25 protein-coding genes are annotated in these 26,168 nt (G+C 51.0%); 3 read left to right on the top strand and 22 right to left on the bottom strand.

Features of this window, described 5'->3' with window-relative positions; genetic code table 11:
• Window positions 1-16 precede the first annotated feature (16 nt).
• The 8 genes from K7H08_RS00225 to K7H08_RS00190 all read right to left on the bottom strand — a co-directional run bounded on the left by K7H08_RS00225 (window position 17) and on the right by K7H08_RS00190 (window position 9,428).
• Entirely contained in the window at window positions 17-994 is a 978-nt protein-coding gene (locus K7H08_RS00225; protein WP_038483977.1) for an alpha-ketoacid dehydrogenase subunit beta, read from the bottom strand.
• 1 nt (window position 995) lies between these two features.
• Window positions 996-2,198, bottom strand: a complete 1,203-nt coding sequence (locus tag K7H08_RS00220; protein ID WP_038483974.1) for a thiamine pyrophosphate-dependent dehydrogenase E1 component subunit alpha — start codon at window positions 2,196-2,198, stop codon at window positions 996-998.
• 163 nt (window positions 2,199-2,361) lie between these two features.
• Complete coding sequence (locus tag K7H08_RS00215) at window positions 2,362-3,138, bottom strand: ABC transporter permease (RefSeq protein ID WP_231656903.1); 777 nt, start codon at window positions 3,136-3,138, stop codon at window positions 2,362-2,364.
• The gene (locus K7H08_RS00210) at window positions 3,128-4,093 is read right to left on the bottom strand and encodes an ABC transporter ATP-binding protein (protein WP_038483971.1); all 966 of its coding nucleotides are present in this window, start codon (window positions 4,091-4,093) and stop codon (window positions 3,128-3,130) included. The genes K7H08_RS00215 and K7H08_RS00210 overlap by 11 nt, the downstream gene beginning before the upstream one ends.
• Window positions 4,090-5,283: an ABC transporter permease gene (locus K7H08_RS00205; protein ID WP_120386994.1), complete on the bottom strand. Its 1,194-nt coding sequence runs from the start codon at window positions 5,281-5,283 to the stop codon at window positions 4,090-4,092. Before K7H08_RS00205 ends, K7H08_RS00210 begins: the two co-directional genes overlap by 4 nt.
• Window positions 5,284-5,286: 3 nt before the next feature.
• Entirely contained in the window at window positions 5,287-6,195 is a 909-nt protein-coding gene (gene osmF / locus K7H08_RS00200) for a glycine betaine ABC transporter substrate-binding protein OsmF (protein ID WP_038483962.1), read from the bottom strand.
• Between the two features lie 150 nt (window positions 6,196-6,345).
• Window positions 6,346-7,737 carry a cysteine--tRNA ligase gene (gene cysS / locus K7H08_RS00195; protein WP_231656902.1) on the bottom strand — a complete coding sequence of 464 codons (1,392 nt, stop codon included), beginning with the start codon at window positions 7,735-7,737 and terminating at the stop codon, window positions 6,346-6,348.
• Between the two features lie 11 nt (window positions 7,738-7,748).
• Complete coding sequence (locus tag K7H08_RS00190) at window positions 7,749-9,428, bottom strand: glutamine--tRNA ligase/YqeY domain fusion protein (protein ID WP_231656901.1); 1,680 nt, start codon at window positions 9,426-9,428, stop codon at window positions 7,749-7,751.
• 156 nt (window positions 9,429-9,584) lie between these two features.
• Between K7H08_RS00190 and K7H08_RS00185 the strand changes: the two genes are divergently transcribed.
• Both K7H08_RS00185 and K7H08_RS00180 read left to right on the top strand, forming a co-directional pair.
• A complete protein-coding gene (locus tag K7H08_RS00185; protein ID WP_038483952.1) occupies window positions 9,585-10,085 on the top strand; it encodes a peptidylprolyl isomerase in 501 nt (166 codons plus the stop codon).
• Between the two features lie 13 nt (window positions 10,086-10,098).
• Window positions 10,099-10,869: a UDP-2,3-diacylglucosamine diphosphatase gene (locus K7H08_RS00180; protein WP_038483949.1), complete on the top strand. Its 771-nt coding sequence runs from the start codon at window positions 10,099-10,101 to the stop codon at window positions 10,867-10,869.
• Window positions 10,870-10,959: 90 nt separating this feature from the next.
• Here K7H08_RS00180 and K7H08_RS00175 read toward each other — a convergent pair whose 3' ends face one another.
• From K7H08_RS00175 to K7H08_RS00140, 8 genes are all read right to left on the bottom strand, one after another.
• On the bottom strand, window positions 10,960-12,777 hold the full coding sequence (locus K7H08_RS00175) for a SurA N-terminal domain-containing protein (RefSeq protein ID WP_231656900.1): 1,818 nt from the start codon (window positions 12,775-12,777) through the stop codon (window positions 10,960-10,962).
• A gap of 111 nt (window positions 12,778-12,888) precedes the next feature.
• Window positions 12,889-13,161 (bottom strand): HU family DNA-binding protein, encoded by a 273-nt coding sequence (locus tag K7H08_RS00170; RefSeq protein WP_009724302.1) that lies wholly within the window; start codon window positions 13,159-13,161, stop codon window positions 12,889-12,891.
• Window positions 13,162-13,355: 194 nt separating this feature from the next.
• Window positions 13,356-15,785, bottom strand: coding sequence for an endopeptidase La (gene lon, locus K7H08_RS00165; protein WP_231656899.1), 2,430 nt, complete (start codon window positions 15,783-15,785; stop codon window positions 13,356-13,358).
• A gap of 199 nt (window positions 15,786-15,984) precedes the next feature.
• Complete coding sequence (gene clpX, locus K7H08_RS00160; RefSeq protein WP_038483940.1) at window positions 15,985-17,265, bottom strand: ATP-dependent Clp protease ATP-binding subunit ClpX; 1,281 nt, start codon at window positions 17,263-17,265, stop codon at window positions 15,985-15,987.
• A 74-nt stretch (window positions 17,266-17,339) separates the two neighbouring features.
• Window positions 17,340-17,957 carry an ATP-dependent Clp endopeptidase proteolytic subunit ClpP gene (clpP, locus tag K7H08_RS00155; protein ID WP_030073154.1) on the bottom strand — a complete coding sequence of 206 codons (618 nt, stop codon included), beginning with the start codon at window positions 17,955-17,957 and terminating at the stop codon, window positions 17,340-17,342.
• Between the two features lie 62 nt (window positions 17,958-18,019).
• Complete coding sequence (tig, locus tag K7H08_RS00150) at window positions 18,020-19,372, bottom strand: trigger factor (protein WP_231656898.1); 1,353 nt, start codon at window positions 19,370-19,372, stop codon at window positions 18,020-18,022.
• 248 nt (window positions 19,373-19,620) lie between these two features.
• Window positions 19,621-19,989, bottom strand: a complete 369-nt coding sequence (locus K7H08_RS00145; RefSeq protein WP_095602864.1) for a hypothetical protein — start codon at window positions 19,987-19,989, stop codon at window positions 19,621-19,623.
• A 2-nt stretch (window positions 19,990-19,991) separates the two neighbouring features.
• On the bottom strand, window positions 19,992-20,453 hold the full coding sequence (locus K7H08_RS00140) for a flavodoxin domain-containing protein (protein WP_038483928.1): 462 nt from the start codon (window positions 20,451-20,453) through the stop codon (window positions 19,992-19,994).
• Window positions 20,454-20,595: 142 nt separating this feature from the next.
• On the opposite strand from K7H08_RS00140, the gene K7H08_RS00135 reads away from it, so the two are divergent.
• Window positions 20,596-20,802 (top strand): DUF2788 domain-containing protein, encoded by a 207-nt coding sequence (locus tag K7H08_RS00135; protein WP_038483925.1) that lies wholly within the window; start codon window positions 20,596-20,598, stop codon window positions 20,800-20,802.
• A 129-nt stretch (window positions 20,803-20,931) separates the two neighbouring features.
• Here the strand turns inward: K7H08_RS00135 and K7H08_RS00130 are convergent, their stop codons facing one another.
• The 6 genes from K7H08_RS00130 to infC form a co-directional block, all read right to left on the bottom strand.
• Window positions 20,932-21,228: an integration host factor subunit alpha gene (locus K7H08_RS00130; protein ID WP_009724294.1), complete on the bottom strand. Its 297-nt coding sequence runs from the start codon at window positions 21,226-21,228 to the stop codon at window positions 20,932-20,934.
• A gap of 119 nt (window positions 21,229-21,347) precedes the next feature.
• Window positions 21,348-23,729 (bottom strand): phenylalanine--tRNA ligase subunit beta, encoded by a 2,382-nt coding sequence (gene pheT, locus K7H08_RS00125; protein WP_120386999.1) that lies wholly within the window; start codon window positions 23,727-23,729, stop codon window positions 21,348-21,350.
• A gap of 26 nt (window positions 23,730-23,755) precedes the next feature.
• The gene (pheS, locus tag K7H08_RS00120) at window positions 23,756-24,775 is read right to left on the bottom strand and encodes a phenylalanine--tRNA ligase subunit alpha (protein ID WP_038483919.1); all 1,020 of its coding nucleotides are present in this window, start codon (window positions 24,773-24,775) and stop codon (window positions 23,756-23,758) included.
• A gap of 157 nt (window positions 24,776-24,932) precedes the next feature.
• Window positions 24,933-25,286, bottom strand: a complete 354-nt coding sequence (gene rplT / locus K7H08_RS00115; protein ID WP_009097607.1) for a 50S ribosomal protein L20 — start codon at window positions 25,284-25,286, stop codon at window positions 24,933-24,935.
• 57 nt (window positions 25,287-25,343) lie between these two features.
• A complete protein-coding gene (gene rpmI, locus K7H08_RS00110; protein WP_009724291.1) occupies window positions 25,344-25,538 on the bottom strand; it encodes a 50S ribosomal protein L35 in 195 nt (64 codons plus the stop codon).
• An 81-nt stretch (window positions 25,539-25,619) separates the two neighbouring features.
• A complete protein-coding gene (gene infC / locus K7H08_RS00105) occupies window positions 25,620-26,159 on the bottom strand; it encodes a translation initiation factor IF-3 (RefSeq protein ID WP_083003855.1) in 540 nt (179 codons plus the stop codon).
• Window positions 26,160-26,168: the final 9 nt, after the last annotated feature.

Here is a 26,168-nt window from a genome sequence, read left to right as displayed (position 1 = left end):
ATTTTTCTCCCTAGCGCTAAAAGTTAACGCTTTCGCGAATCGCTTCAAAAATTTTCAGATGGTCGGGTAAATACTCTTTTTCCAGCACTAGCGGGAAAGGTGTATCTAGCCCCGTTACCCGAGTAATCGGCGATTCAAGATAGAGAAAACAGCGCTCTTGGATCGTCGCGGCGATTTCACCCGCAAAGCCACCTGTTAACGGCGCTTCATGGCTGACGATCAAACGTCCTGTTTTTAGAACAGACTCAACGACAGTATCCGCATCCCATGGCAGCAACGTGCGCAGATCAATCACTTCACAGGCAATGCCCTGCTCTTCAGCAAGCTCAACGGCTTTGCCGATGACTTCCATTTGCGCGCCCCAGCCCACCAACGTTATATCAGTCCCCTCTTTAATGACCTCCGCTTCACCAATAGGAAGCTGATAATCCTCTTGGGGCACCTCACCCACCGACGCACGATAGAGACGCTTGGGTTCTAAAAAAAGCACCGGATCTGGATCGCGAATGGAAGCGAGCAGTAGCCCTTTTGCTTGGTAGGGATTGCGCGGCACAACGACTTTTAAACCGGGCGTATGTGTAAAGTAAGCTTCTGGTGACTGCGAATGATAGAGCCCCCCCGCGATACCACCGCCATAGGGCGTCCGGATGGTTAATCCACCCACATTGAATAAATCCCCCGAACGGTAGCGGAATTTCGCAGATTCATTAACGATTTGGTCAAAAGCGGGAAAGATGTAGTCGGCAAACTGTATTTCAGCAACGGGCACTGAGCCTTGAGCAGCCAGCCCATTAGCAAAACCAATGATGCCTTGTTCTACCAACGGCGTGTTAAAGCAGCGCGATTTACCATACTTTTCCTGTAAATGGCTGGTAGCACGGAATACGCCGCCAAAAACGCCAACATCTTCACCAAAACAGATAACTTTGCCATCTTCAGCCATGGCGATATCAAGCGCATTGTTGATCGCCTGGAGCATGTTCATTGTGGGCATGTTATGCCTCCCCCTGGGAATCTGTGGACGTATTCACCTCAAGGTCTAGCGACCGCGCTCCACGCGGGTAGGCCTCTGGATAGCGGCGAATATGGCGCTTAAGCTGGTCAAATTGACGCTGTAACTCAGGGGTTATGTCGGCATAGACATCAGTAATCAGCGACTCCAGCGGTGGGGGTGAACGCTTTTCTGCCCGTTTCATGGTATCTAGAACTTCGCGGCGCAACGTTTCCTGCTGGCTGGTTTCCTCCTCCTCGCTCCACCAGCCTTTTTTCAACAGCCATTTCTGCATGCGCAGTATGGGGTCTTTTAACCGCCACGCTTCTTCTTCACTTTTGGCACGATAGCCGGAAGGGTCATCCGAAGAGGAGTGAGCAGCAAGACGGTAAGACATGGCTTCAATCAGCACGGGCTTGTTTTGTTCAACAGCAATCTGACGCGCTTGGCGTGTCGCTTCATAAACTGCCAGTGCATCGTTCCCGTCAACGCGTATCACATGCATATGATAGCCAAACGCCCTGGGGGCAATGCCATCCGCTGCAAACTGCTCGGTTGATGGCGTCGAAATGGCATAGCCATTGTTGCGGCAGAAAAAAATCACCGGTACTTGATGGACTGATGCCATATTCAGCGCGGCGTGGAAATCACCTTCTGATGCAGCACCCTCACCGAAGAACGTTAAGGTGCAATGCCCATCACCCGCTAATTTCTGACCGTATGCGTAGCCTGTCGCCTGGGGGATTTGCGTTGCAAGCGGAGAAGAAATGGTCATGTAGTGCAGCTTGCGTGATCCATAATGAATCGGCATTTGGCGGCCTTTACCGTAGTCAAGCTCGTTGCCAAATAGCTGATTCATAAACTCATCAATGGAGAACCCGCGGTACATTAATGCGCCTTGCTCGCGGTATTGCGCCATGATCATATCGGCATCGTCTAGTGCAGCAGCAGCACCAACAACGGCGGCCTCTTCACCCGTGCTTTGCATATAGAAACTAAGCCGCCCCTGGCGTTGGGCAGCCATCATGCGCTCATCTAGGATACGGGTGGCCAGCATGGCTTGATAGAGCCGTCTGGCATGATCACGCGGTAGGTCTGGCTCTCTCGCCCCTTCGTAAAGCTCGCCCTCTGGGTCGAGCAGGCTGAAGGTAGCCATTGAGAATTCGTCGCCGGTCATAAAGAGCGGCTGATGTACGTAGTTTGTCATGCTTATTATCCTTGTATTACCCCTTTTGAGGGCAGTGTTGTTGGTGTTGACCGTTTTTGCCAGTGGATTTATCTAGCATAGGTCAAGCTTGTCGAGGTTAGTGTCACCTCGATCAACGCAACACAAGGACAGTAACGCAGTCTGCTACTTTTAGGGATACAACTTAAGACGCAGATAGACGAGTGCGCAGCTGTTGTTGCAACGCATCAAATAGACTATCGACGGTCAACGCGAGCAACGCGATCAACAGCGCACCTTGTAAAACATACGCCATATTGCCATTCACGATACCTGCTATGATCGGGTCACCTAAGTTACTGGCGCCTACCGTCGCCCCTATAGCCGCTGTGGCAATATTAATGGTTACCGATGTTCGGATACCGGCCAGAATTACGGGTGTGGCTAATGGCAGCTCAACGCGAGTTAATACCTGCCAAGGGGTCATCCCCATGGCAAACGCCGCCTGTTTAAGACTCGCATCTACATCCTGCAGCCCAGCAAGCGTGTTTCGCACAATCGGTAATAAGCCATAGAGCATTAGCGCCACGATAATCGGCAATGTTCCAAAACCCAATACAGGAACCGCCAGGGCAAGCACTGCCACAGGAGGAAATGTCTGACCCAGTGAAGCCAACTGCCCGGCAAGGGGTAAGAAGTCTCGCCCCCACTGCCGAGTGACTGCAATGCCGGCCAATACGCCTACGCTTATCGTGACGACAGCCGCTACTCCAACAACGAACACGTGCCTTGCCAGCAGAGAAGCAAAATCAGCGCGGGCATAAATCACCTGACGGACGTCTGGCTCCAGCCAACGAAATGCAGGCTCTAATGCCGGGATACCCAATACCCCTATCAGCAGCAAGAGTGCCCAACCAATAGGCCATAGCCAGCGCGGGCCTGCTGCAATCGATGATTCACCACGGTTACGATCACGCGTCACGGTGACTCACCTTGTCTAACTGGGCCTCTTTCACCACTTTGCGCAGCGATAACTCACCAATCGGCATATCATGCTGGTCGACAACCGTCAGCCTATCGCAGTGGTCTCGCAGCATCATTGAAAGCGCTTGGCGCAGTGAAAAATCACCCGGTATACGCGACTGGGCAGGCAGTGTCTGTCCAAGCGATGACATGTGATCTTTCACGCGTGTTAAGGCAGCCTGCTTTAAACCACGCTCCAACCCTCCCAATAGCGACTCAACAAACGGATCGGCGGGGGTTTGAAGCAGCGCTAGCGGTGACCCCTGCTGCACAATACGCCCTTCGCGCATAACGACTAAATGATCTGCCAGTTTGAGCGCTTCATCCATATCGTGAGTCACGAACACCACGGTTTTATGCAGCCGCGCCTGAAGCTTTGCCAGTTCGTCTTGAAGCTTTTCTCGCGTAATAGGGTCTAGCGCTCCAAAAGGCTCATCCATCAGCAAAATATCAGGATCTGCCGCCAATGCGCGCGCAACGCCTACCCGCTGCGCCTGGCCGCCAGAGAGCTGGTGAGGATACTTATGGGCAAACTCTTCCATGGGAAGGCCTAACAGACGCATTAACTCTTCGACCCGTGCTTTAACATCAGCGGCAGGCCATTTTAGCAAACGCGGTACCAGCCCAATGTTGCGCGCTACCGTCCAATGGGGAAACAGGCCAGTACTCTGGATCGCATAGCCGATACGCCGGCGAAGCTTAACCGGATCATAGTGGCCTATTGCCTGTCCGTCGATGATAATGTCGCCGCTACTATGCTCAATCAAACGATTTATCATACGTAGCGTCGTCGATTTTCCGCAGCCTGATGACCCTACCAGCGCACAGAACTTTCCTTTCGCGACGTGTAAGGATATGTCGTCTACCGCTGTGTCTTCGCCAAAGTGCTTCGACACATGGGAAAGCTCTATCATTTATGTCCTCCGGGGCGAAGCGCGTCGGCTAATGCCCCCAAACTAGCATCTACAATTAGTGCCAAGACTAAAATAGGCAGCGCGCCAAGTAACACCATGTCCATAGCCGCTTGGCCCAATCCCTGAAAAATAAACGTGCCAAGCCCACCTGCCCCAATCAACGCAGCAACGGCCGTTAATCCAATAGCTTGAACAGCGGTGATTCGCACACCTTCTAATAGTATTGGCAGCGCCAAAGGAAATCTTACCTGCCAGAAGCGCTGATACGGTCGCATCCCCATCGCCTTAGCAGCATCTAAGGTTTCAGGGTCGACTTCATCAAGCGCAATATAAGTATTGCGCACCATGGGTAACAGGCTATAAGCAATGAGCGCAATCAATGCGGGTGTGGCGCCAATACCGCTAACACCTAACTGGGCTAAAAAAGGCACGTTAGCAGCTAGCCAAGCAAGCGGAGCCAGCAGCAGCCCAAACAGAGCTAAGCTCGGAATCGTTTGCAGGAAGTTCAACCATGCAAACGCTATGCGTTGTAGACGTTGGTAACGCCGCATTAGCATAGCGAGAACCAAACCGACCACCACACTAACGCTCACCGCTATGCCGACCAGTACTACATGTTGCAGCATGGCACGATAAAATTGCTGGTCGCGCGCTTGAAACTCCTGAACAAGGGCTAAATTTTCAAGCCATAAGGCGGCACAAAGCAGCCACGCCCCCCCCACGCTGCTGAGCAATAGGGTGGTCCATAAACGCGACAACCCCAAACGTAAACGCACTTCCACTAGGCACAATAAAAGCAAAAAAAGCACGACCCAATAGGCAGCACCAATACCTAAACGCGCTTGCGGCAGAGTGGGATCAATCAGCCAGTGGCCTGCTACCATAAGCCCGAATGGCATCAATAAGAGTGTCAGGGTAACGATACACAGTTGAGCGTAGCAATGAAGGCGGCTTGGCCTAATAGCCAAGCCGCCCATAGCGATAAATAGCAAGGAAACAAGCAGCGCACCGGGCCACCCAATCGCATGTAATAAGCCATAAGATGTACCCGCTACAATTCTATTAGGCGCGACGCTAACAAGACCCAGTAGCCAAGAGGCCCCTAACATAGCGGCACTTAAACATATCAGTACTGAGTTTAAATGCCCATATTGACGGGGTGGCGATGGCAAGGCGTCTATCTGCGACATTCATTAGTCATCCAGGCTATCAAGATAGTCGCTTGCGACTTGATCAGGAGAGAAACCATTCACCGCTACATCAGCGTTCAGCGTTTGCAACGTCACAAGGTCAAGCGTTGCAAATACGTCGTTGAGTAGCGTCTCAATTTCAGGGTAGGCATCCAGCACTTCGGCACGCACCACTGGCGACGGCTGATATACCGGCTGAACCCCCTTAATATCTTCTAAAACAACCAGTCCCAGCGCACTTAAACCACCATCGGTGCCATAGGTCATGGCACCATTAACACCGCTTGTTTGTTGGGCAGCGGCTCGCATAGTAGCCGCCGTATTACCACCGGACAGTACAAGCAGCTGATCATCGCCAAGTTCAAAACCATAAGCATCCTGAAATGCAGGCAATGCCTGAGCGGACTCTACAAATTCTGCACTCGCTGCGAATTTAAACTCGCCGCCTTCGTTAACATAGTCGGCAAGGTCATCAAGGGTCGTTAAGCCGTTGGCCGTCGCCACGTCTTCACGAATACTCATGGCCCAGGTGTTATTAGCGCTAGCAGGCTTCAGCCATATTAGCCCCTGCGCCGCATCGCGCTCTTTAACAGTCTGGTAGGCATCCTCTGCACTATTCCAGACAGGGCTGTCAGTCATATCAAAGAAAAAAGCGCCGTTACCGGTATATTCGGGATAAAGGTCGATTTCTCCCGCTTCAAGCGCACTACGCACAACGCTGGTGCCACCTAGCTGTAGGCGATCTTCTGTAGGCACACCGCCACGCTCTAGCGTTTGAATAATCAGCTCACCCAGCACGGACCCTTCTGTGTCGATTTTGGAGGACACGACAACAGGGTCGCTGGCGTAAGCAGTCGAAAAAGTAATGGCTGATAAGCAAGCGACGATGGTCGGTTTTAGAGTAAAGCGCATAGTGGTCATCCTATTATTTAGCGTCTTGAAGGTATCATCTCAGTATAAGAGCCAACGACATTGACGTCAGACGCCATATCAACGGCGCCTGACATCTACAACGTTTCTATTCAATGCCCTCACTGTCATCACGCTCAACATCGATAACGCTTAAGGCGCTTCAATCACCCAGGTTGTTCCCTCACGGGAATCCTTCAGGATAATACCCAAACTCGCTAGTTCATCTCGAATAGCATCTGCCTGAGCAAAATCTTTATTGGCTTTTGCTTCTTTACGCTGTGCTATTTTGGCATCAATCTCAGTCTCACTCAGCGCTACCTGCTGCTGATTACCTTTCAAAAAAGTCTGAGGATCTTGCTGCAAAAGCCCTAGCACACCCGCTAGACTTGTTAATTCCGATGCTAAACGCTGCGCTTTTTCTGGCGACTCGCTCTTAGCGCGATTGAGATCCCGCGCCAGATCGAATAATACCGCTAACGCCTCAGGCGAATTAAAGTCGTCATCCATCGCCGTGGTGAAACGCTCAGCATAGCCTGCCTCATCACCGTCACCGCTAGATGACACTTCCACACCCTCTAATGCTGTGTAAAAGCGCGTAAGCGATTTGCGAGCCTCATGGAGAGAATCTACCGAGTAGTTAATTGGGCTACGGTAGTGGCTAGCCACTAGCAAGAAACGCACGACTTCCGGATCATGCTCTGCCAACACATCGCGGATGGTAAAAAAGTTACCCAACGATTTTGACATCTTTTCCTGGTTAACCCGCACGGCCCCGGCATGCATCCAGGTGTTGACGTAGGTTTTACCAGTCGCCGCCTCTGATTGGGCAATTTCGTTTTCATGATGAGGAAACGTAAGGTCAGGACCACCACCATGAATATCGAAGGTGTCGCCTAAGCAGCACGTCGACATTGCTGAGCACTCAATGTGCCATCCTGGGCGGCCATTGCCCCAAGGAGAGTGCCAGTGTGCTTCGCCCGGTTTAGCGGCTTTCCAAAGCACAAAATCAAGCGGGTCCTCTTTATGAACATCAACCTCAACCCGAGCACCAGAACGCATATCATCAAGTTGACGATTATTTAGCTTGCCGTAATCAGCGAACTTGCGTACCCGGTAATACACATCCCCATTGGCAGCAGCATAAGCAAAGTCTTTCTTAATCAGCGTCTCAATCATGGCAACAATGTCATCGATATGACCTGTCGCCCGAGGCTCATGGCTTGGGGGCAATACACCAAGACGTGCTTCGTCTTCGTGCATTGCCTGAATCATGCGCTCGGTGAGTGTGCTAATCGATTCGTTATTCTCTTCGGCACGCTTGAGAATTTTATCGTCAATGTCGGTGATGTTACGGACATAAGTAACATCATAACCGCGATAACGCAGGTAGCGGGTTATCACATCGAAGGCCACCATGACCCGCGCGTGGCCAAGGTGGCAGTAGTCATACACCGTCATGCCGCAGACATACATGCTGACTTTACCCGCCACCAGCGGGGTAAACGGTTCTTTGCGGCGTGTCAGCGTATTATAAATGTGCATATGACGATTCCTTAGCCCTTCTGTTTGATTTTCGCCCAGCTATCTTTCAACCCAACGGTACGATTAAACACCAACTGCCCTGGCTTGGAAGCATGACGGTCAGCGCAGAAATAGCCCACCCGCTCAAACTGGAAACGATCTTCTGGAACAGCATCCGCCAAACTGGGCTCGCCAATGGCGTGGCACACCGCCAAGGAGTCGGGGTTCAGGTGTTCGAGGAAGTCGACATCTTTGTCACGATCCGGCTGTTCAACCGTGAACAAATTGTCATACAAGCGCACTTCCATCGGTACACCATGGGCGGCACTCACCCAGTGAATCACGCCTTTCACCTTGCGGCCTTCAGGATTTTTTCCTAGCGTATCGAAATCCACCGAACAGTGCAGTTCCGTCACGTCACCGGCTTCGTTCTTAACAACGTCATCACAACGAATCACGTAGCTGTTACGCAGGCGGACTTCTTTGCCAGGCGCTAAACGGAAAAACTTTTTGGGCGCGTCTTCCATGAAGTCGTCTTGGTCAATATACAGCTCGCGACTAAACGGCACCTTACGCACAGCCATATCTTCTCGCGCGGGGTGCCCAGGCACGTCATACACTTCTTCATGGTCTTCAGGAACGTTGGTCAGTACCACCTTAAGGGGTTTCAATACGCACATTGCCCGCGGCGCATTGTCCTCAAGATCAGAGCGAATCGCATGCGTTAGCATGGCAATATCCACCAAACCGCCATCGGCGCGCGTAACACCAATCATCTCACAGAACTTGCGAATGGATGCCGGCGTATAGCCGCGACGACGCATACCTGAAATAGTTGGCATACGCGGGTCGTCCCAGCCATCAACAATCTGCTCGTCAACCAGCAGTTTCAGCTTGCGCTTCGAAGTGAGGGTGTAATCCAAATTAAGTCGAGCAAACTCGATTTGGCGCGGCTTGGCGGGAACCGGCAAGTTATTCAAAAACCACTCGTAAAGCGGGCGATGGTCTTCAAACTCTAGCGTACAGATTGAATGGGTAATGCCTTCGATGGCGTCAGACTGACCATGGGTAAAATCGTACGACGGGTAGATTTTCCACTTGTCACCTGTTTGATGGTGGCTGGCATGGCGAATACGGTAAAGGATCGGGTCGCGAAGATTGATATTGGGCGACGCCATATCAATTTTTGCACGCAGTACTTTTTCGCCTTCGCCAAACTCGCCGCTACGCATGCGTTCCAGCAAATCTAGGCTTTCGTCAACGCTGCGCTCGCGGTAAGGACTTGGCTTACCCGGTGCCGTGAGTGTGCCACGGTATTCGCGAATTTCATCTGGCGAAAGATCATCAACGTAAGCTTTGCCCTCGCGAATAAGATGTTGTGCCCACGCATAAAGCTGGTCGAAATAATCAGAAGCAAAGCGAACTGGGCCTGCCCAGTTAAAGCCTAACCAGCTGACGTCCTCTTTGATAGCGTCGATATACGCCTGTTCTTCCTTCGCGGGGTTGGTGTCGTCAAAGCGCAGATGACACTCACCACCTAGCTGCTCTGCCAACCCGAAGTTTAAACAGATCGACTTTGCATGACCGATATGTAAAAAGCCATTAGGTTCGGGAGGAAAGCGCGTCACGATTTTGGTGACCTGGCCGCCCTCTATTTCGTCGCGTACTTGGTTGCGAATGAAGTTCGGCGCTGGGGTGGTCTCGTTGGTCATGGTGGTGTTGATAACCTCATGGTGGATGGCGGGCTAGGCAACCAATGCCTAAGCTATTAGGGTTTGCGCTTCGCGGTGCCAAGCAAAACCGCTATTATAACGTGACGCCGATGCACAGCGCCAAGGCGAACGCCTTTATTGAACAGGAATTTATCTATGATCGTATTACAGACCAACCACGGTGACATCACTATTGCGCTTAATCATGAAAAAGCGCCAAAAACTGCCGCTAATTTTGAGCAATATGTCCGCGATGGTTTTTATGATGGCACTTTGTTTCACCGTGTTATCGATGGCTTTATGGTTCAGGGCGGTGGCTTCGATCAAGATTTTAACCAAAAGCCAACGCGTGATCCGATCGAGAACGAAGCCGACAATGGTTTACAAAACACGGTTGGCACACTGGCAATGGCACGCACTCAAGACCCTCACTCTGCCACAGCGCAGTTCTTTATCAACGTTGGTAACAATAGTTTCTTGAATCATAGTGGTAAAAGTCTTCAAGGCTGGGGATACGCAGTGTTTGGCGAGGTTGTCGACGGCATGGACGTGGTAGACGCCATCCGCGGTGTAAGCACCACACGTCGTGGTATGCATGCTGACGTGCCCGCAGACGATGTCATCATTGAGCGCGCCTATGTAAAAGAAGCCGACTAATTACGGGAGTTCTATGCGCACTCTGCTGATAGCTGATATGCATCTAAGCAGTGATACCCCTGAGATTAATCAGGGGTTTTATCATTACTTAGAGCACACCGCTACTGGGGCTGACGCCCTGTATATTCTAGGCGACCTGTTTGACGCCTGGATCGGAGATGATCTCCTTGACACACCACATCCTCTTAGCGACATTGCCTGGGAAGTGATCAGACGGTTACGCAAATTAAGCAGCAACGGAACTGCGATTTATTTCCTGCACGGCAATCGCGACTTTCTGATTGGCGAGCGCTTTATCAGTGAGTGCCAAGCCTCTCTGCTACCCGAAAGCCAAACGGTGGAACTCCAAGGAGTGCCTGTCGTTATTCTACATGGCGACAGTCTTTGCACTAAAGATGATGCTTACATGGCGTTCCGCCAACAGTCCAGAGATCCTCAGTGGCAAACGCAAATCCTATCCTTACCCCTTGATCAGCGACTGGAGCTTGCCAAGAGTCTGCGTATGCAGTCGGGCGATGCCAACGCGAGTAAAGCGGAAGCGATCATGGACGTGACACACGAAGAAGTGGTGGCGCTGATGGCGCACTCTGGTGTAACCACCATGATTCATGGTCACACCCACCGGCCAAAAGTACATGACCTGACGGTTGAGGACGTACCTGCAAAACGTTTTGTTCTTGGTGACTGGGATGTTCACCATGGCTGGGACATTGTCGTTGAACGCACGGCAGAGCATGACGCCATGCCTATTCTGCGTCAATTCACCTTAGCCAACCCACCCTAATACTTAACGTTGCACATCAGCAAAAAACCATCAAAAAAGCCGGCCAAATCAATTTTTGGCCGGCTTTTTGGGTTAATAAAAACGCGTTAATTAACGCTCAATCTTCGCGTCACTACGCAGATCGTCTACCAAGCCCTGAATGATAGACTGGGCGCGGAGTTGTTCAGCCATTTGAGCTACAAAAGAAGTAAGCTGCTCGTCAACTTCGCCTACGGATACGCTATCCAACGCTATGATGGCAACGCCTTCCGGAAGTGACACAGAACGGTAAACGCTATCACCCTCCTGCGGACGCGGCATACGAAACACCTGTTGCACTACCGCCTGGGGAAGCACAGTGTCAGACTGGCGCGAGATATTGCTAGCCTCAAGCCAATCAATGTTGCTGGCCTCGCCCGCTTCCACCGCCTCGATCATACGAGCCGCTTCTTGCTCAAGTGCTTCTTGGCGTTGTTGAGCAACAACAGCGTTAGCGACTTCGTCACGCACATCGTCTAGCGTGAGTTGAGTCGTTTCGCGATGCTCCGCAACACGCAGCACAAGGCGACGATCATCATCCAGCTCGATCACTTCGCTGTTATAGCCTTCTTCTAGCACATCAGCACTAAAGGCCTCATCTAGCACCCCCGGCTCTGAAAGCACGCCCTCACCTTCACCGCGTGCTAACCAGTCAGTCTGGTTTAGCGTTAGACCGAGGTCATCCGCTACGCTTTGCAGATCATCGGCAGCAAAACTCTCATCAATTAAGCGCTGAACTTGCTGATTGAACTCATCATTGACTTCACGCAGAGCAACATCTTGCTGAAGTGCCTCACGCTGCTCTTCAAAGGCGGGTGCGACCAGCTCGGTTACCTGAAGGATATGAAATGCACCATCCATTTCTACCAGTTGAGATGTTTCACCTTCATCTAGAGCAAAAGCAGCTTCATCAAAGGCATCACCAAAGAAACCACGACTAATAACCCCCAAGTCGCCGCCTTCCTCAGCACTCGCCGTATCATCTGAATAACGCAGTGCCGTATCGGCGAAAGTTTCACCGCTGCTCAAGGCTTCTAAAGCCTCATTAGCGTGTGCTTGCGCTTCTTGGCGACTGCGCTCTTCGCCAAACGTCACCATAATATGAGAGACACGTCGATCGGCATTGCGATTCTGCTCACGCCATGCATCGCGCAAGCTCTGCTCGTTAACCTCAACGTTTTCCGCCATGGCTTGACGGTCAACTAACACATACTCAACGCGCACCTGCTCAGGACGCTCGAAACGTGCCTGGTTTGCATCGAAATATTCCTGCATTTGCGCTTCAGTAACATTCGCCTCTACGCTTACATCATCGGCATCTAATAAAACATAGCGAAAACTGCGCTGTTGGCGCTGCAATTCAGCTAAGCGTTCCTGCTCGCTTTCCAAGCTAAAGTCGCTAAACGCAAGGCCTTGCTGCAAGTGCTGGCGCTTGATATCGGCACGCAGCTCTTCACGAAACGCCACTGGGGTATATCCTGCACCAGCAAGACGGTTGCGGAATATTTCGGCCGAGAACCGACCATCTTGATCATGAAACTCTGGCAGACCAACAATCATTTGGTCTAGTTGGGCATCGGAGACGAACACACCACCGTCTTCAGCATATTGTGTTAGCAGTTGCTGAGTTATCAACTGGTCAAGGACATCATTACGAAGCGCCCGCTCTTGCTCTGGTGGCACCTGTCCAGAACGAAGCGCACGTTGTACCTCAAGCTCAACCTGCTGACGCATGATTGGTTCGCCGTTAACGCTCGCCACTTCATTAGGGTCATCGCCAAAGACACTAAACAGCGACTCCACGCCAAAAAGCGCCATGGCAGCCACCATGACACCGATAATTATTTTGGCACCCCAGCTTCTGGAGCCATCTCGAATACTTTGCAGCATGCTAGCCTCAGATCATCACAGCTATCTATCGCCCTAACTATCGGGCCAGAAAAAAACATGGGCGCATCGCGAATGCGATGCGCCCATTAGCTTACAGCAAACGCGAGCCAATTAGTTGACGGCGTCTTTCAGCGCTTTACCGGCTTTGAAGCTGGGGACTTTTGCAGCGCTAATTTCAATCGGCTGGCCGGTCTGCGGGTTACGACCAGTACGAGCAGCACGCTCTTTAATTGCGAAAGTACCAAAACCTACCAGTGAAACACTTTCGCCTTTTTTGAGGCTATCGGTGACAGACTCCACCATGGCATCCAATGCGCGGGTTGCCGCTGCTTTAGGAATATCAGCAGACGCGGCAATAGCTTCAATCAGCTCGGACTTATTCACACTTCACCCCTTAACTGTTTCAAAAAAATGGCTCTGAACGGCACTGCCACCGTTAGATACAACTTCAAAGCGTAGCTGTGTTTTATAGCAATGCCTTGAAACTCCTGTCAAGCGACAGTGCCGAGAAATGCCCGCAACTCAAGGTCTTGGGCAAAACTATTAAGTAATGTTAAAACTCAATGGAGTATTAACGCTTAATGGGTACTCGTTACGACGGTTGAATTAAAAGCCGGATCAGAACCTTTCAACGAGACGCTCTCGTCAATTGGATCGTTATGTAGCGCTACGGCCAGTACTTCATCTATCCACTGTACGGGACGGATATCAAGTGCCCCTTTAATATTTTCTGGCACTTCCTTGAGGTCTCGACGATTTTCCTCAGGAATTAAGACCGTCTTTATACCACCGCGACGGGCTGCCAGCAATTTCTCCTTTAACCCCCCAATGGGCATCACTTCGCCACGTAGGTTCACTTCTCCTGTCATGGCCACATCACAACGCACAGGGCGTTGAGTATAGGCAGAGACAATCGCGGTTACCATGGCAATGCCTGCACTTGGGCCATCTTTAGGCGTAGCACCTTCCGGAACGTGAATGTGCAAGTCTTCATTCTCAAACCGTTGCGGATCAATACCATACTCTTTTGCACGCGCCTTAACGACCGTTTGCGCCGCACTCACCGACTCTTTCATAACATCGCCCAGCGAGCCGGTTTTGTTGATACGTCCTTTGCCGGGCGTAACAACAGATTCGATATTCAGCAATTCGCCGCCAACCGATGTCCACGCTAGCCCTGTCACACGACCAACTTGATCTTCCTGCTCAGCCAACCCGTAGCTATAACGGCGCACGCCGGCATAGGCTTCAATATCTTCAGCTGCCAGTACTTGTTGAGCCTGCAGATGGCTACCCTGCTTACCACTCGCTGCCTGCTCGGCTTCTAAACGCTCGCGCAACACCTTACGGCAGACTTTGGCGATCTGACGCTCCAGCTCTCGCACCCCAGCTTCACGGGTGTAATAACGCACTAGTTCTAGCAGAGCATCATCATTGAGCGCCAGCTCTTCTGTTTTGAGGCCATTCGCTTCTTGCTGCTTCGGCAACAAATAACGCCTAGCGATCGCTAACTTTTCATCTTCGGTGTAACCCGGCAAACGAATGATTTCCATACGATCCAACAGCGGACCAGGAATATTCATTGAGTTAGCAGTACAGATAAATAGCGTTTCTGATAGATCGTAGTCCAACTCAAGGTAGTGATCACTAAAACTATTGTTTTGCTCAGGATCAAGCACCTCTAGCAGCGCCGACGCAGGGTCACCGCGGTGATCCATACCGAGTTTATCGACTTCATCCAATAAAAACAGTGGGTTCTTAACGCCAGCACGACTCATCCGCTGCATTAACTTACCTGGCAACGAACCAATGTAAGTGCGGCGATGACCGCGAATTTCAGACTCATCACGTACGCCGCCTAACGCCAGACGAACATATTTACGATTCGTGGCCCGCGCGATAGATTGACCAAGAGAGGTTTTACCCACACCAGGGGGACCCACCAAGCATAATACAGGCCCTTTCATCTTGCGCACGCGCTTTTGTACCGCAAGATATTCAAGGATACGAGCCTTGACTTCTTCTAAGCCGTAATGGTCCTGATCCAGCACTTCCTGCGCTTTCACTAAGTCGTGCTTGACGCGGGTACGCTTCTTCCAGGGGACAGCTATTAGCCAGTCTAGGTAAGAGCGAACCACCGTAGCTTCGGCCGAGTTAGCAGCCATCATTTTTAGCTTACTAAGCTCTTGAGTAGCCTTTTCTGCCGCTTCTTTGGGCATTCCAGATGAAGCGATGGCTTGCTCGTATTTTTCGGCCTCATTTGGCACATTATCCAGCTCACCCATCTCTTTCTGGATGGCCTTCATCTGCTCATTGAGGTAATACTCGCGCTGGGTCTTTTCCATCTGCTCTTTCACACGCGAGCGGATGCGCTTTTCAACCTGCAGCAAATCAATTTCGGACTCAATCAGCGCCATTAAGTGCTCAATGCGATCACGCACGCGATCCATTTCGAGCAGCTCTTGCTTGTCGCCTATTTTTAATGACAAGTGCGCACAGATGGTATCGACCAAGCGGCTCGGATCCTCAATTCCAGAAAGCGAATTGAGCACCTCGTTAGGCACTTTTTTGGACAGCTTGACGTATTGCTCAAATTGGTTGAGCAGCACACGTACCAGTGCTTCTTGCTCACGACTGGTTAGCGGCTCGCTCTCACGAGGCACCAAGTAAGCTTGGGTGTAGCCCGTTTCGTGCTCTTCAATATCAATAACATCAGCGCGAAAATTACCTTCAATCAGCACTTTTACAGTGCCGTCAGGCAATTTTAGCATTTGCATGATATCGGCCACGGTGCCCATGGCATAAAGATCAGCGTTATCGGGCTCATCCTGGGAGGCCTCACGCTGAGCCACCAGCAGCACACGCTTGTCGGCCTCCATCGCCGCTTCCAACGCTTGGATGGACTTCTCACGACCAACAAAAAGTGGAATAACCATTTGCGGGTACACAACCACATCCCGCAAAGGCAACAGGGGTAAACATTGTGTCTGATCGGCGTTCTGCTGCATCGCAGACGTTCCTCAAAATCGGATGAGTACTTGAAAGGGTACTTAGCCAAGTACCTCACAGTATGAAAAGCATGGCGCTAGGGCGCTGAGCAGCTAGGCAAACATTTCATGAATAACTTATGAATAACAAGGGGCCGCCTAGGCGACCCCTTGGTTTGGCGCAAGCGGTAAAAGCTAGGCCGTGGAATGCACGTCGGGACTAACCGTCGGTGCCATCAACACGAGCATCTTCCTGCTGCGAATAGATCAGTAGTGGCTCACTTTCGCCTGCAATCACTGAACTATCAATCACCACTTTGCTAACACCTTCAAGCGAAGGAATCTCGTACATGGTGTCTAGCAGCACAGACTCAAGGATAGATCGCAAACCCCGCGCGCCAGTTTTACGCTCCATTGCCTTGGTTGCGACAGCACGCAGCGCTTCGTCTCTAAACTCGAGCGTCACATCTTCCATTTCAAAGAGCTTGGCATACTGCTTAACCAGCGAGTTTTTCGGCTCAGTTAAGATCTGTACCAACGCATCTTCATTTAGCTCAGTGAGCGTCGCAATCACGGGCAGACGTCCAACAAACTCAGGAATTAAACCAAATTTCACTAAATCATCTGGTTCTACGTCGGCCAGTAACTCACCCACACCACGCGAAGACTCTTTGCTCTTCACGCTAGCATTGAAACCAATGCCACCTTTCTCAGCACGGTCACGGATAACTTTATCAAGACCCGCAAAAGCGCCACCCACAATAAACAGCATGTTGGCCGTATTGACCTGAACAAACTCTTGCTGGGGATGTTTACGACCACCCTGCGGCGGCACGGATGCTGTTGTGCCTTCAATCAACTTGAGTAGTGCCTGCTGGACACCCTCGCCCGACACATCACGTGTGATGGAAGGGTTATCAGACTTGCGCGAAATCTTATCGATTTCATCGATATAAACAATGCCTCGCTCAGCCTTTTCGACGTCGTAATCACACTTCTGCAGAAGCTTTTGGATGATGTTTTCAACATCTTCACCCACATAACCCGCTTCTGTCAGTGTAGTGGCATCGGCAATGGTAAAAGGTACATTCAATAACCGCGCCATGGTTTCCGCCAACAGTGTTTTACCACTACCGGTAGGACCAATAAGCAGAATATTTGATTTACCTAGCTCTACATCGCCTTCGCGCACTTCCGTCTTAAGACGCTTGTAGTGGTTATAAACCGCTACAGATAGCACCATTTTGGCGCGATCTTGTCCGATGACATAGTCGTCTAACGTATGACGTATTTCGCGAGGCGTAGGTAAACGCTCTTCATCGCTCTCGGCATCGGCTTCGAGAACTTCTTCGCGAATGATGTCATTACATAAGTCGACACACTCATCGCAGATATATACGGACGGGCCTGCAATTAGCTTACGTACTTCGTTTTGATTCTTACCACAAAACGAGCAGTATAAAAGCTTGCCACCTTCGTCCTTGCCTTTGCCGTCGGCCATTCGCGTACCTCTATCACTGCGGCGGCTTACGCCGCCGGAAAAGCTCGTTAGAAAAGCAGAATCCTACCACGCTATCAGGATGTAGGCCGCTTATCCAGCACTGCGTCAATCAAGCCATATTCTTGGGCTTTAGTGGCGCTCATAAAGTTGTCACGGTCAGTATCCCGAGCAACAGTATCAAGATCTTGGCCAGTATGATGGGCTAAAATCTGGTTCAGTTTTTCACGAATACCTAAAATCTCACGGGTGTGGATCTCGATATCAGACGCTTGGCCTTGATAGCCACCCAGCGGCTGGTGAATCATCACACGGGAATTAGGCAAACAATAACGTTTACCTGCTGCGCCTGCTGTCAGCAACAGTGCACCCATGCTAGCCGCTTGCCCAATACATACGGTCGACACATCAGGCTTAATAAACTGCATGGTGTCGTAGATAGACATACCTGCCGTTACAGACCCACCAGGAGAATTAATGTAAAGGTGAATATCTTTATCAGGGTTCTCTGACTCAAGAAACAGCAGCTGCGCCACCACTAAGTTCGCCATGTAATCTTCAACTGGTCCAACCAGGAAAATAACACGCTCTTTTAGCAGGCGTGAGTAGATGTCATAGGCTCTTTCCCCTTTGGCGCTCTGCTCAACCACCATGGGCACTAAACCGCCGGCGTTTTGAATATCAAACTCACTCATTCGTGATTCCTTACGTCCGGTAAGGGAAAGCGCACCCACATAGGGTGCGCCACGCGATGAAGTTAAGCGCTAGCTTGTTCGCTTTCTTCAACATCTTCATCTTGCTCGGCCTGTTGCTGAGCCGCTGCCAATGCCTGCTGGTATGACATTTCAACGTCTTTAACGTTCGTTTGCTCCAGCAGCTTATCAACAGCCTTCTCTTCCAGGATGGCAGACTTCACTTGGGTTTTGAGCTGCTCATTACCCATGTAGTATTCAACCACTTCGGAAGGATCCTGATACTGCTCTGCCAGCTCTTCAACCTTAGCTTTAATTGCATCATCATCAGCGTCTAACTCATTCGCCTTGATAACCTCGGCCAGCAGCAACCCTACCTGGACGCGGCCTTTCGCTTGCGCTTCGAAGAGTTCATTCGGCAGTTGGCTGACATCAAAGTCCTCACCCAGACCGAACTGCTGTGCTGCCTGACGCTTCATGCCATCAGTTTCTTGCTGAACAAGCGCACTTGGCACAGGAATATCGTTCGCTTTTTTCAGCGCATCCAATACCTGCTGCTTAACACGGTTATCCACCGCTTGGGCCGCTTCGCGGGTCATGTTCTTTTTGATTTCAGCGCGGAATTTCTCTTCATCGCCATCTTCAACACCAAAGCGCGCAATAAACTCAGCGTCTACGGCCGGCAGCGTTTGGCTACTGACTTTATGAACGGTGACTTTAAAGGTGGCTTCCTGGCCTGCAAGATGCTCTGCTTGGTAATCTTCAGGGAAGGTAACAGTGATGGTTTTCTCATCACCCGCCTTCGCACCGATCAACTGCTCTTCAAAGCCTGGGATGAAGCTGTTGGAGCCAATAACTAAAGCATGGCCCTCAGCACTTCCACCTTCAAAAGGCTCATCACCCAAGAAGCCCTGGAAGTCGATGGTCACTTGATCGCCATCAGCAGCGGCGGCGTCTACTTCTTCCCACGCAGCATTTTGCTTACGCAGTGTATCGATCATCTCATCGACATCAGCATCGTTAACCGCCACTACCGGACGCTCAACCTCGGTGCCTTCGATAGACGCAAGCTCAACCTGCGGGTAGATTTCCATAACCGCCACAAACTCTAGGTCTTTGCCAGCTTGGTTTACTTTTGGCTCAATCTGGGGAAAACCGGCAGGATTAAGGCCTTCTTCCGTGATGGCACGCACATAGCGCTCACGCATCACTTCACCTACCACCTCATTGCGCACGCTGTCGCCATAGCGCTGACGAACTACAGCCATCGGCACTCGGCCTTGGCGAAAACCATTCAGGCGAACGTTTTTCGCGGTGTCTATTAAGCGAGCGCTGACGGCCTCGTCGATTTCGGCGGCCGGCACCTGAATAGTGATACGGCGTTCGATCTGGGAGGTCGTCTCGACGGAAACTTGCATGAATTGTCCTCTAGCGGCTGGGCGTTATGTTGATTGCGTAAAATAAGTACAAGGGGGCAATTTTAAGAACCCTAGCGCATCGTGGCAAGCGCCATGCTCGCAAGATGGGGGCATAACCCGCAAATACAAGGGTAATCACTAGCAAAACGACCATTTTAGGTCGTTTTTTGACCACAATGCAGTCAAAATTATTTTTAAACGTTAGGTGAAGCCTTGTAGCCTGACTATTACTTCTAAAAGAGTGGCCTTTAATCGCGCTTCGCCCACCACAAAGAAACAGCATGAAATAGCAAACCACAGGTTGCTGCGTGGGAAATAAACACTTGCCAGCTGATCCAGTCAGTGAACAGACCATGCCATGCGCCCATTACCAAGGCACCCACTAGCAGCATAAATAGCAAGCGCTGACATAATTTTGGCAGCGCTTTTCGTGCGTCAACCGACAGCATTTTCCACTGAACAGCGGCAGCACCCACCACAATGGCTAGCGCAATAAGTAACAATGTTTGGCGTGTTTCATGCCCTTCTACCATGTAACGAGGTATCGCGGCCAACATCACAATACAAAGTCCGAGAGCAACGCTAATACGTTCCGGAGAAAAAGGGACTCGCTGCATGGTTAAGCAACCTTCAGTTGCTGAGACTCAATCCACTCTTCTACCCACGGAATAGCGGCGTCATCTGCCATAAAAGTTTCCATAGCATCCACTTCCAGCCGCTCACCTAAACGCGTTGCACCATAATCCGCTAATAACGCATCGAGCGCCCTTCCCGCTCCACAGAACGTGTCTCCGTATGAGCTATCGCCCAACGCAATCAACCCATAGCGCAACGATGTAAGCGAGGGACTTTTTTCCTGCAGCCCGCGCACAAAAGAAACAAAATTCCCTGGGTAATCTCCACTGCCCGTAGTTGATACACAAAACAGCGTAAGATCTTGGCTATTGGTCAAATCGTCAATCGTCGGCTGCTCAGAAATATCAACCTTGTAGCCAGCCTGCTCAAATAACGGCTTTACTTGCTCTGCGACATCTAACGCGCCACCGTACATTGTACCGACTAGAATCGTTAGCGTTGGCATGGCCTACTCCTCTGCAATAGTGTCGCACTGTGCTTTGTTCAGTCGACAAATACCCGATGAATTTGGTCAAATATTAACACGACTCGCAAAAACGACACACGCCTTCTCATGAGGCACTATCAATCATTTAGTAGGAAATCTTATGCAGCAGCTCTTTGAGGCATGGATAACACCGATCATGGTCGGTGGCTTAATCGTGTTTATGTGCTTTATTATTTGGGACTTAGCTAAGAAATCCAACGCAGGCAAGTTTGGCACGATCATGCTTTTTGTCGTTCTGGGTGCTGGCATGCTGGGTTATGTCATTAAGGTAGTGATCACTTGGCTCATTGAAGGACGTGGACTTTAGTCCAAAACTTAAAAAGGAGCACCCGAAGGTACTCCTTTTCATTTGCTACCACTCTGCGCATCAGCTCAGCACAACTGTTCGACACACTCACCCACCGACCAGTGCATTGAAGCTTCCCCCACACGTAAGTTAGCTGCTTGTGTAGCGCTCTACCTGCTGCTTTAGCTTTTGACCGGGACGAAAAGTAACAACGCGCCGTGCAGAAATGGGAATTTCTTCACCCGTCTTGGGGTTACGCCCCGGTCTTTCGCGCTTATCACGCAAATCGAAATTGCCGAAACCCGATAGCTTAACCTGCTCATTTTCGCGCAAGCAGGCACGGATCTCTTCAAAAAAAGCCTCAACCATGGCTTTTGCTTCTCGCTTCGACAGCGCGAGCTCAGTGTGTAAATGTTCTGCTAGCTCTGCTTTGGTCAACGCACCCATAAGGCCCCCTCCATGTAGCAAACGCATTGCCAAGAACGTGATAAGCGTCGTGTCATGGCATTATTTAATTATTCACGTAACTATCCACCAAACCTAGTCGCAAATCCTGTCCACAAATCCTATCCACGTAGCTCAGCATCTAATTCTGTTCGCACTTGCGATACGATGGAATCTACCAACAGGTTGATTTCATCGTCATTTAGCGTGCGTGATCCGTGCTGCCACGTCAAGCCCAATGCAATACTCTTACAACCATCAGCTACGCCCTTACCAGCATAGACATCAAATAGCTTAATGTCTTTTAAGTAATCGCCAGCTTGTGCTTTTGCACAATCAAGTAGCGCCTGAACCGGTATCTCCGCCTTAACAGTGAAAGCCAAGTCACGGCGAACTTCTGGATAACGTGACAGCGGCTCAAAGGCCGGGATGAGACCTTCGCTCAGCGCATCTAAGCGAACCTCAAACATGACGGCATCTACTTTCAGCCCTAGCTTGGCTCGCACTTGAGGGTGCAAGGTGCCAATCCAACCGGCTGGCTTACCATTATGCAACAGCCTTGCAGTTTGCCCAGGGTGTAACGAAGGATGCTCACCCGGCTCAAAACGCCAAGCATCCAGCGCGCCACCAAGCGCCAACAGGCTTTCTAAATCGCCTTTTAGATCGTAAAAATCGACTTGGGCTTTAGCCCCGCACCAACCTTCAGCTTCACGACCTCCGCATACCAGCGCTCCCATCATCGGGACTTGCGAGAGGTTGTCCAAATGGCCATTAAATACCAAGCCGGTTTCAAACAGTCTGACACGGGTTTGCTGACGATTCAGATTATGCTCAAGCGCACGCACTAAGCCGGGGAACAGGCTAGCCCGCATCACCGACAGATCTGACGAAATCGGATTCGCCAACACTGGTGAAATAGCGTCCGGCAACATCACCGCCTGGAGATCAGGCGCAACAAAGCTGTAAGTTATCGCTTCCTGAAAACCGCGAGCTACCATTTGGTTACGCAGCTGGGCTTGGGTTAGCACCGCCTCGTTAGCCGGACGCAGTGCCAAACGCGCCGCAGGGCGCCGAACAGGTAGGTTGTTGTAACCATGAACCCTAGCAATCTCTTCAATGAGATCCTCTTCGATCGCCACGTCGAAACGCCAACTTGGCGCTGTGACTAACCAGCCATCTGCCTGCTTATCAACCGCAAGCCCTAAACGTTGCAGAATGTCAGTTACATCTTCAACGGGCAGCCGCTTCGAAAGCGCGCTCTCTAAACGCGCCTCGCGCAATACAATGTTACGCGGTGCTGGCAGGTGTTCGCCACTGGACGACTCAGTAACAGGGCCAGCCTGACCACCACATATCTCCATTAGAAGCTGAGTGGCACGCTCAATCGCCACACTGGCAAGCGCCGGATCAACGCCACGCTCAAATCGATGTGATGCATCCGTATGGAGACCGTAAGAACGCGCCTGCCCTGCAATAGCCAACGGCGTAAAATAGGCAGCTTCCAAGAAAATCGTATCGGTTTTCTCACTTACCCCTGAGTTCTCGCCCCCCATAACACCCGCCATTGCTAGAGGCCCTTCATCATCAGCAATAACCAGTGTTTCAGGTCTTAGCGCTACTTCCTGACCGTCCAACAAGGTCAGACGCTCTTCTTTACGCGCTAAGCGAACGGTAATACCGCCGTGAAGATTGTCGCGATCAAACGCATGCAACGGCTGGCCTAGCTCTAGCATCACGTAGTTAGTCACATCAACGGCAGGGTCAATGGAACGAACACCGCTACGCCGGAGACGCTCCACCATCCACAGCGGGGTTTCGACGCTAATATCGACACCCTTAATAATGCGCCCCAGGTAGCGCGGGCACTGCTCCGGCGCTTCAATACGCACTGAAAAAGTATCGTCAATGCTAGCTTCAATAACCGCAATCTCAGGCCCACTCACCGGAAGACGATTGAGCACGCCCACTTCTCGAGCCAGCCCCTTGATACTTAGGCAATCACCACGATTCGGCGTGAGATCAACTTCAATGGTCATGTCATCGAGCTGCATATACTCTCGAAAACTTAGACCTACCGGCGCAGAGGCGGGCAGCACAAAAATACCAGGAGACGTCTCTTCCTCAAGGCCTAGCTCTGAGGCCGAGCAAATCATTCCGCGTGACTCAACACCACGCAATTTGGCTTTTTTGATTTTAAAGTCGCCCGGTAGAATGCCACCCACCTGAGCAAACGGAATTTTTTGACCAACATCGACATTGGCAGCACCACAAACAACCTGCACAGGCTCACCGGTACCATCATTAACAGTACATACGTTGAGCTTATCAGCATCTGGATGCTTCTCTTTAGTCAGCACCTCTGCAACCACTACGCCACTAAACGCGGACGCAACAGCCTCAATAGCATCGACCTCAAGGCCTGCCATGGTAATTTGATCGGCAATTGCCTGTGTATCAAGCTGCGGAGCCACCCAGTCACGCAGCCACTGTTCTGAAAATTTCATATTGATTCCCGTCGTTGGCAGCGGTCTTAGGTAAATTGGCGAAGAAAACGCAGATCGTTCTCAAAGAACAAACGCAGGTCATTGACACCGTAGCGCAGCATCGCAAGCCGCTCGGCGCCCATACCAAACGCAAACCCTGTGTAACGCTCAGCATCAATACCCGAATGCCGGAACACCTCAGGATGCACCATCCCACAGCCCATAACCTCCAACCAGCCGCTATGCGAGCAGACCCGACAACCATCACCGCTACACATCACACACTGAATATCGACCTCTGCGGAGGGCTCAGTGAATGGAAAGTAAGAGGGACGGAAGCGCACTGAAAGATCATCGCGTTCAAAAAACGCCTGGAGGAAATCTTCAATAGTCCCCTTAAGATCTGCAAAGCTCACACCTTCGTCAACCAACAGGCCTTCCACTTGGTGGAACATTGGGGTGTGGGTGAGATCTGAATCACTACGGTAGACACGACCGGGGCAAACAATACGGATCGGCGGCTCACTACTTTTCATGGTACGCACTTGAACTGGCGATGTGTGAGTACGTAACAAGCGTGTAGCATCGAAATAGAAGGTGTCAGCCATACCACGCGCTGGGTGATGAGCGGGTATATTTAGCGCCTCGAAATTATGGTAGTCATCTTCAATTTCTGGCCCTACAGCCACATCGTAACCAATCCTGGTAAACAAGCCTTCAATACGCTCAAGCGTGCGGGTGACTGGATGTAGGCCGCCATTCTCCTGACCACGGCCAGGCAGTGTCACGTCAATTTTTTCAGCTGCCAAGCGAGCGTTAAGCGCTTCACTTTCGAGCTGCTGACGCTTTGTATCAATTTCAGCTGCCAGGGTTTGTTTCGCCTGATTAATTTGCTCACCGGCGGCAGGACGCTCTTCTGCTGATAGCTTTCCTAAGCCTTTCAACAAGGCCGTCACTTCGCCCTTTTTACCCAAGTAACGTACGCGCAACTCATCTAGAGCAGGGACACTTTGCGCCGCATGAATAGCATCGCGAGCCTCTGACACCAGAGTAGGAAGATGGTCCATCCGATTCACTCCGAATTAAGCGATTTCCATCTCTAAAGATGGCTGGCATGTTGAAGGTGACAAAAAAACAGGGGAAGAGCGGCTGCTCTTCCCCTGCATGGGTCACACTGAAATGACCTCTGACACGTCACACTGATTTAACTCAGTGCAATGTGCCTTATTGGGCAGCCTTGGCTTTTTCCACGATAGCCGCAAATGCAGCTTTCTCGTGTACTGCCAGGTCGGCCAATACTTTGCGATCAATTTCAATACCGGCTTTCTTCAGACCGCCAACAAAGCGGCTGTAAGACATGCCATTGATGCGCGCACCAGCGTTAATACGCTGAATCCACAGAGCGCGGAATTGACGCTTGCGGTTGCGGCGGTCACGGTAAGCATACTGACCGGCTTTGATAACAGCCTGCTTGGCTACGCGGAAAACACGCGAACGGGCTCCGTAGTAACCTTTAGCCTGCTTCAATACTTTTTTATGGCGACGACGGGCAACTACGCCACGCTTAACACGAGTCATAACACACTCCTGACTTTATGACTGAGGCTAAATGCACTCAGATAAGAAAATTCGACCTTACAGATTCGGCAGCATGCGCTGAATCAGCGCTTTGTCAGAAGCATGGATCTGCTTCATACCACGTAGCTGACGCTTACGCTTGGTCGACTTCTTGGTCAAGATGTGGCTACGGAAAGACTGCTTGTGCTTGAAGCCATTGGCGGTCTTTTTAAAGCGCTTAGCAGCGCCGCTGTTGCTTTTGATTTTCGGCATGAGAAAACTCCGCTCGATATTTTTTAGAAAACCCAGGGCCGATCAGCGCTTTCACGCTGACCCGTTAGCTTCGCCGTTGGATCACTTCTTCTTCGGGGCAATAATCATGATCATCTGGCGTCCTTCCATTTTCGGGAAAGACTCTACCGCTCCGATCTCTTCCAGGTCTGCCGCGATCCGCTCCATTAGCTTACGACCAATGTCCTGGTGCGCCATTTCACGACCACGGAAGCGCAATGTGACTTTGCCCTTATCACCACCTTCTAGAAAGCGCGTCAGGTTTTTAAGCTTGACCTGATAATCGCCTTCGTCAGTGCCAGGACGGAATTTGACTTCCTTGACCTGAATTTGCTTCTGCTTTTTCTTTTGAGCCGCTTTCTGCTTCTTCGTCTCAAAAACAAATTTGCCATAATCCATAATCTTACAAACGATTGGATCGGCATTCGAAATTTGCACGAGGTCTAAACCGGCAGCTTCTGCACGCTCAAGCGCTTCGGTGGTGGGCACAACGCCCAACTGTTCACCTTCAGCATCGATCAAACGTACTTCTTCTTCGGTAATTCTCTCGTTCATTGGTGGGCGTTTGTCTTGTGGACGCCCGCGCTGATTGCTTCGCTTGATTGCTCCGTC

The sequence above is a fragment of the Halomonas sp. IOP_6 genome (assembly GCF_021151565.1).
Classification (GTDB): domain Bacteria; phylum Pseudomonadota; class Gammaproteobacteria; order Pseudomonadales; family Halomonadaceae; genus Vreelandella; species Vreelandella alkaliphila.
Note: the sequence above shows the minus strand (reverse complement) of the source record. Positions and strands in the feature narration are given on the sequence as shown.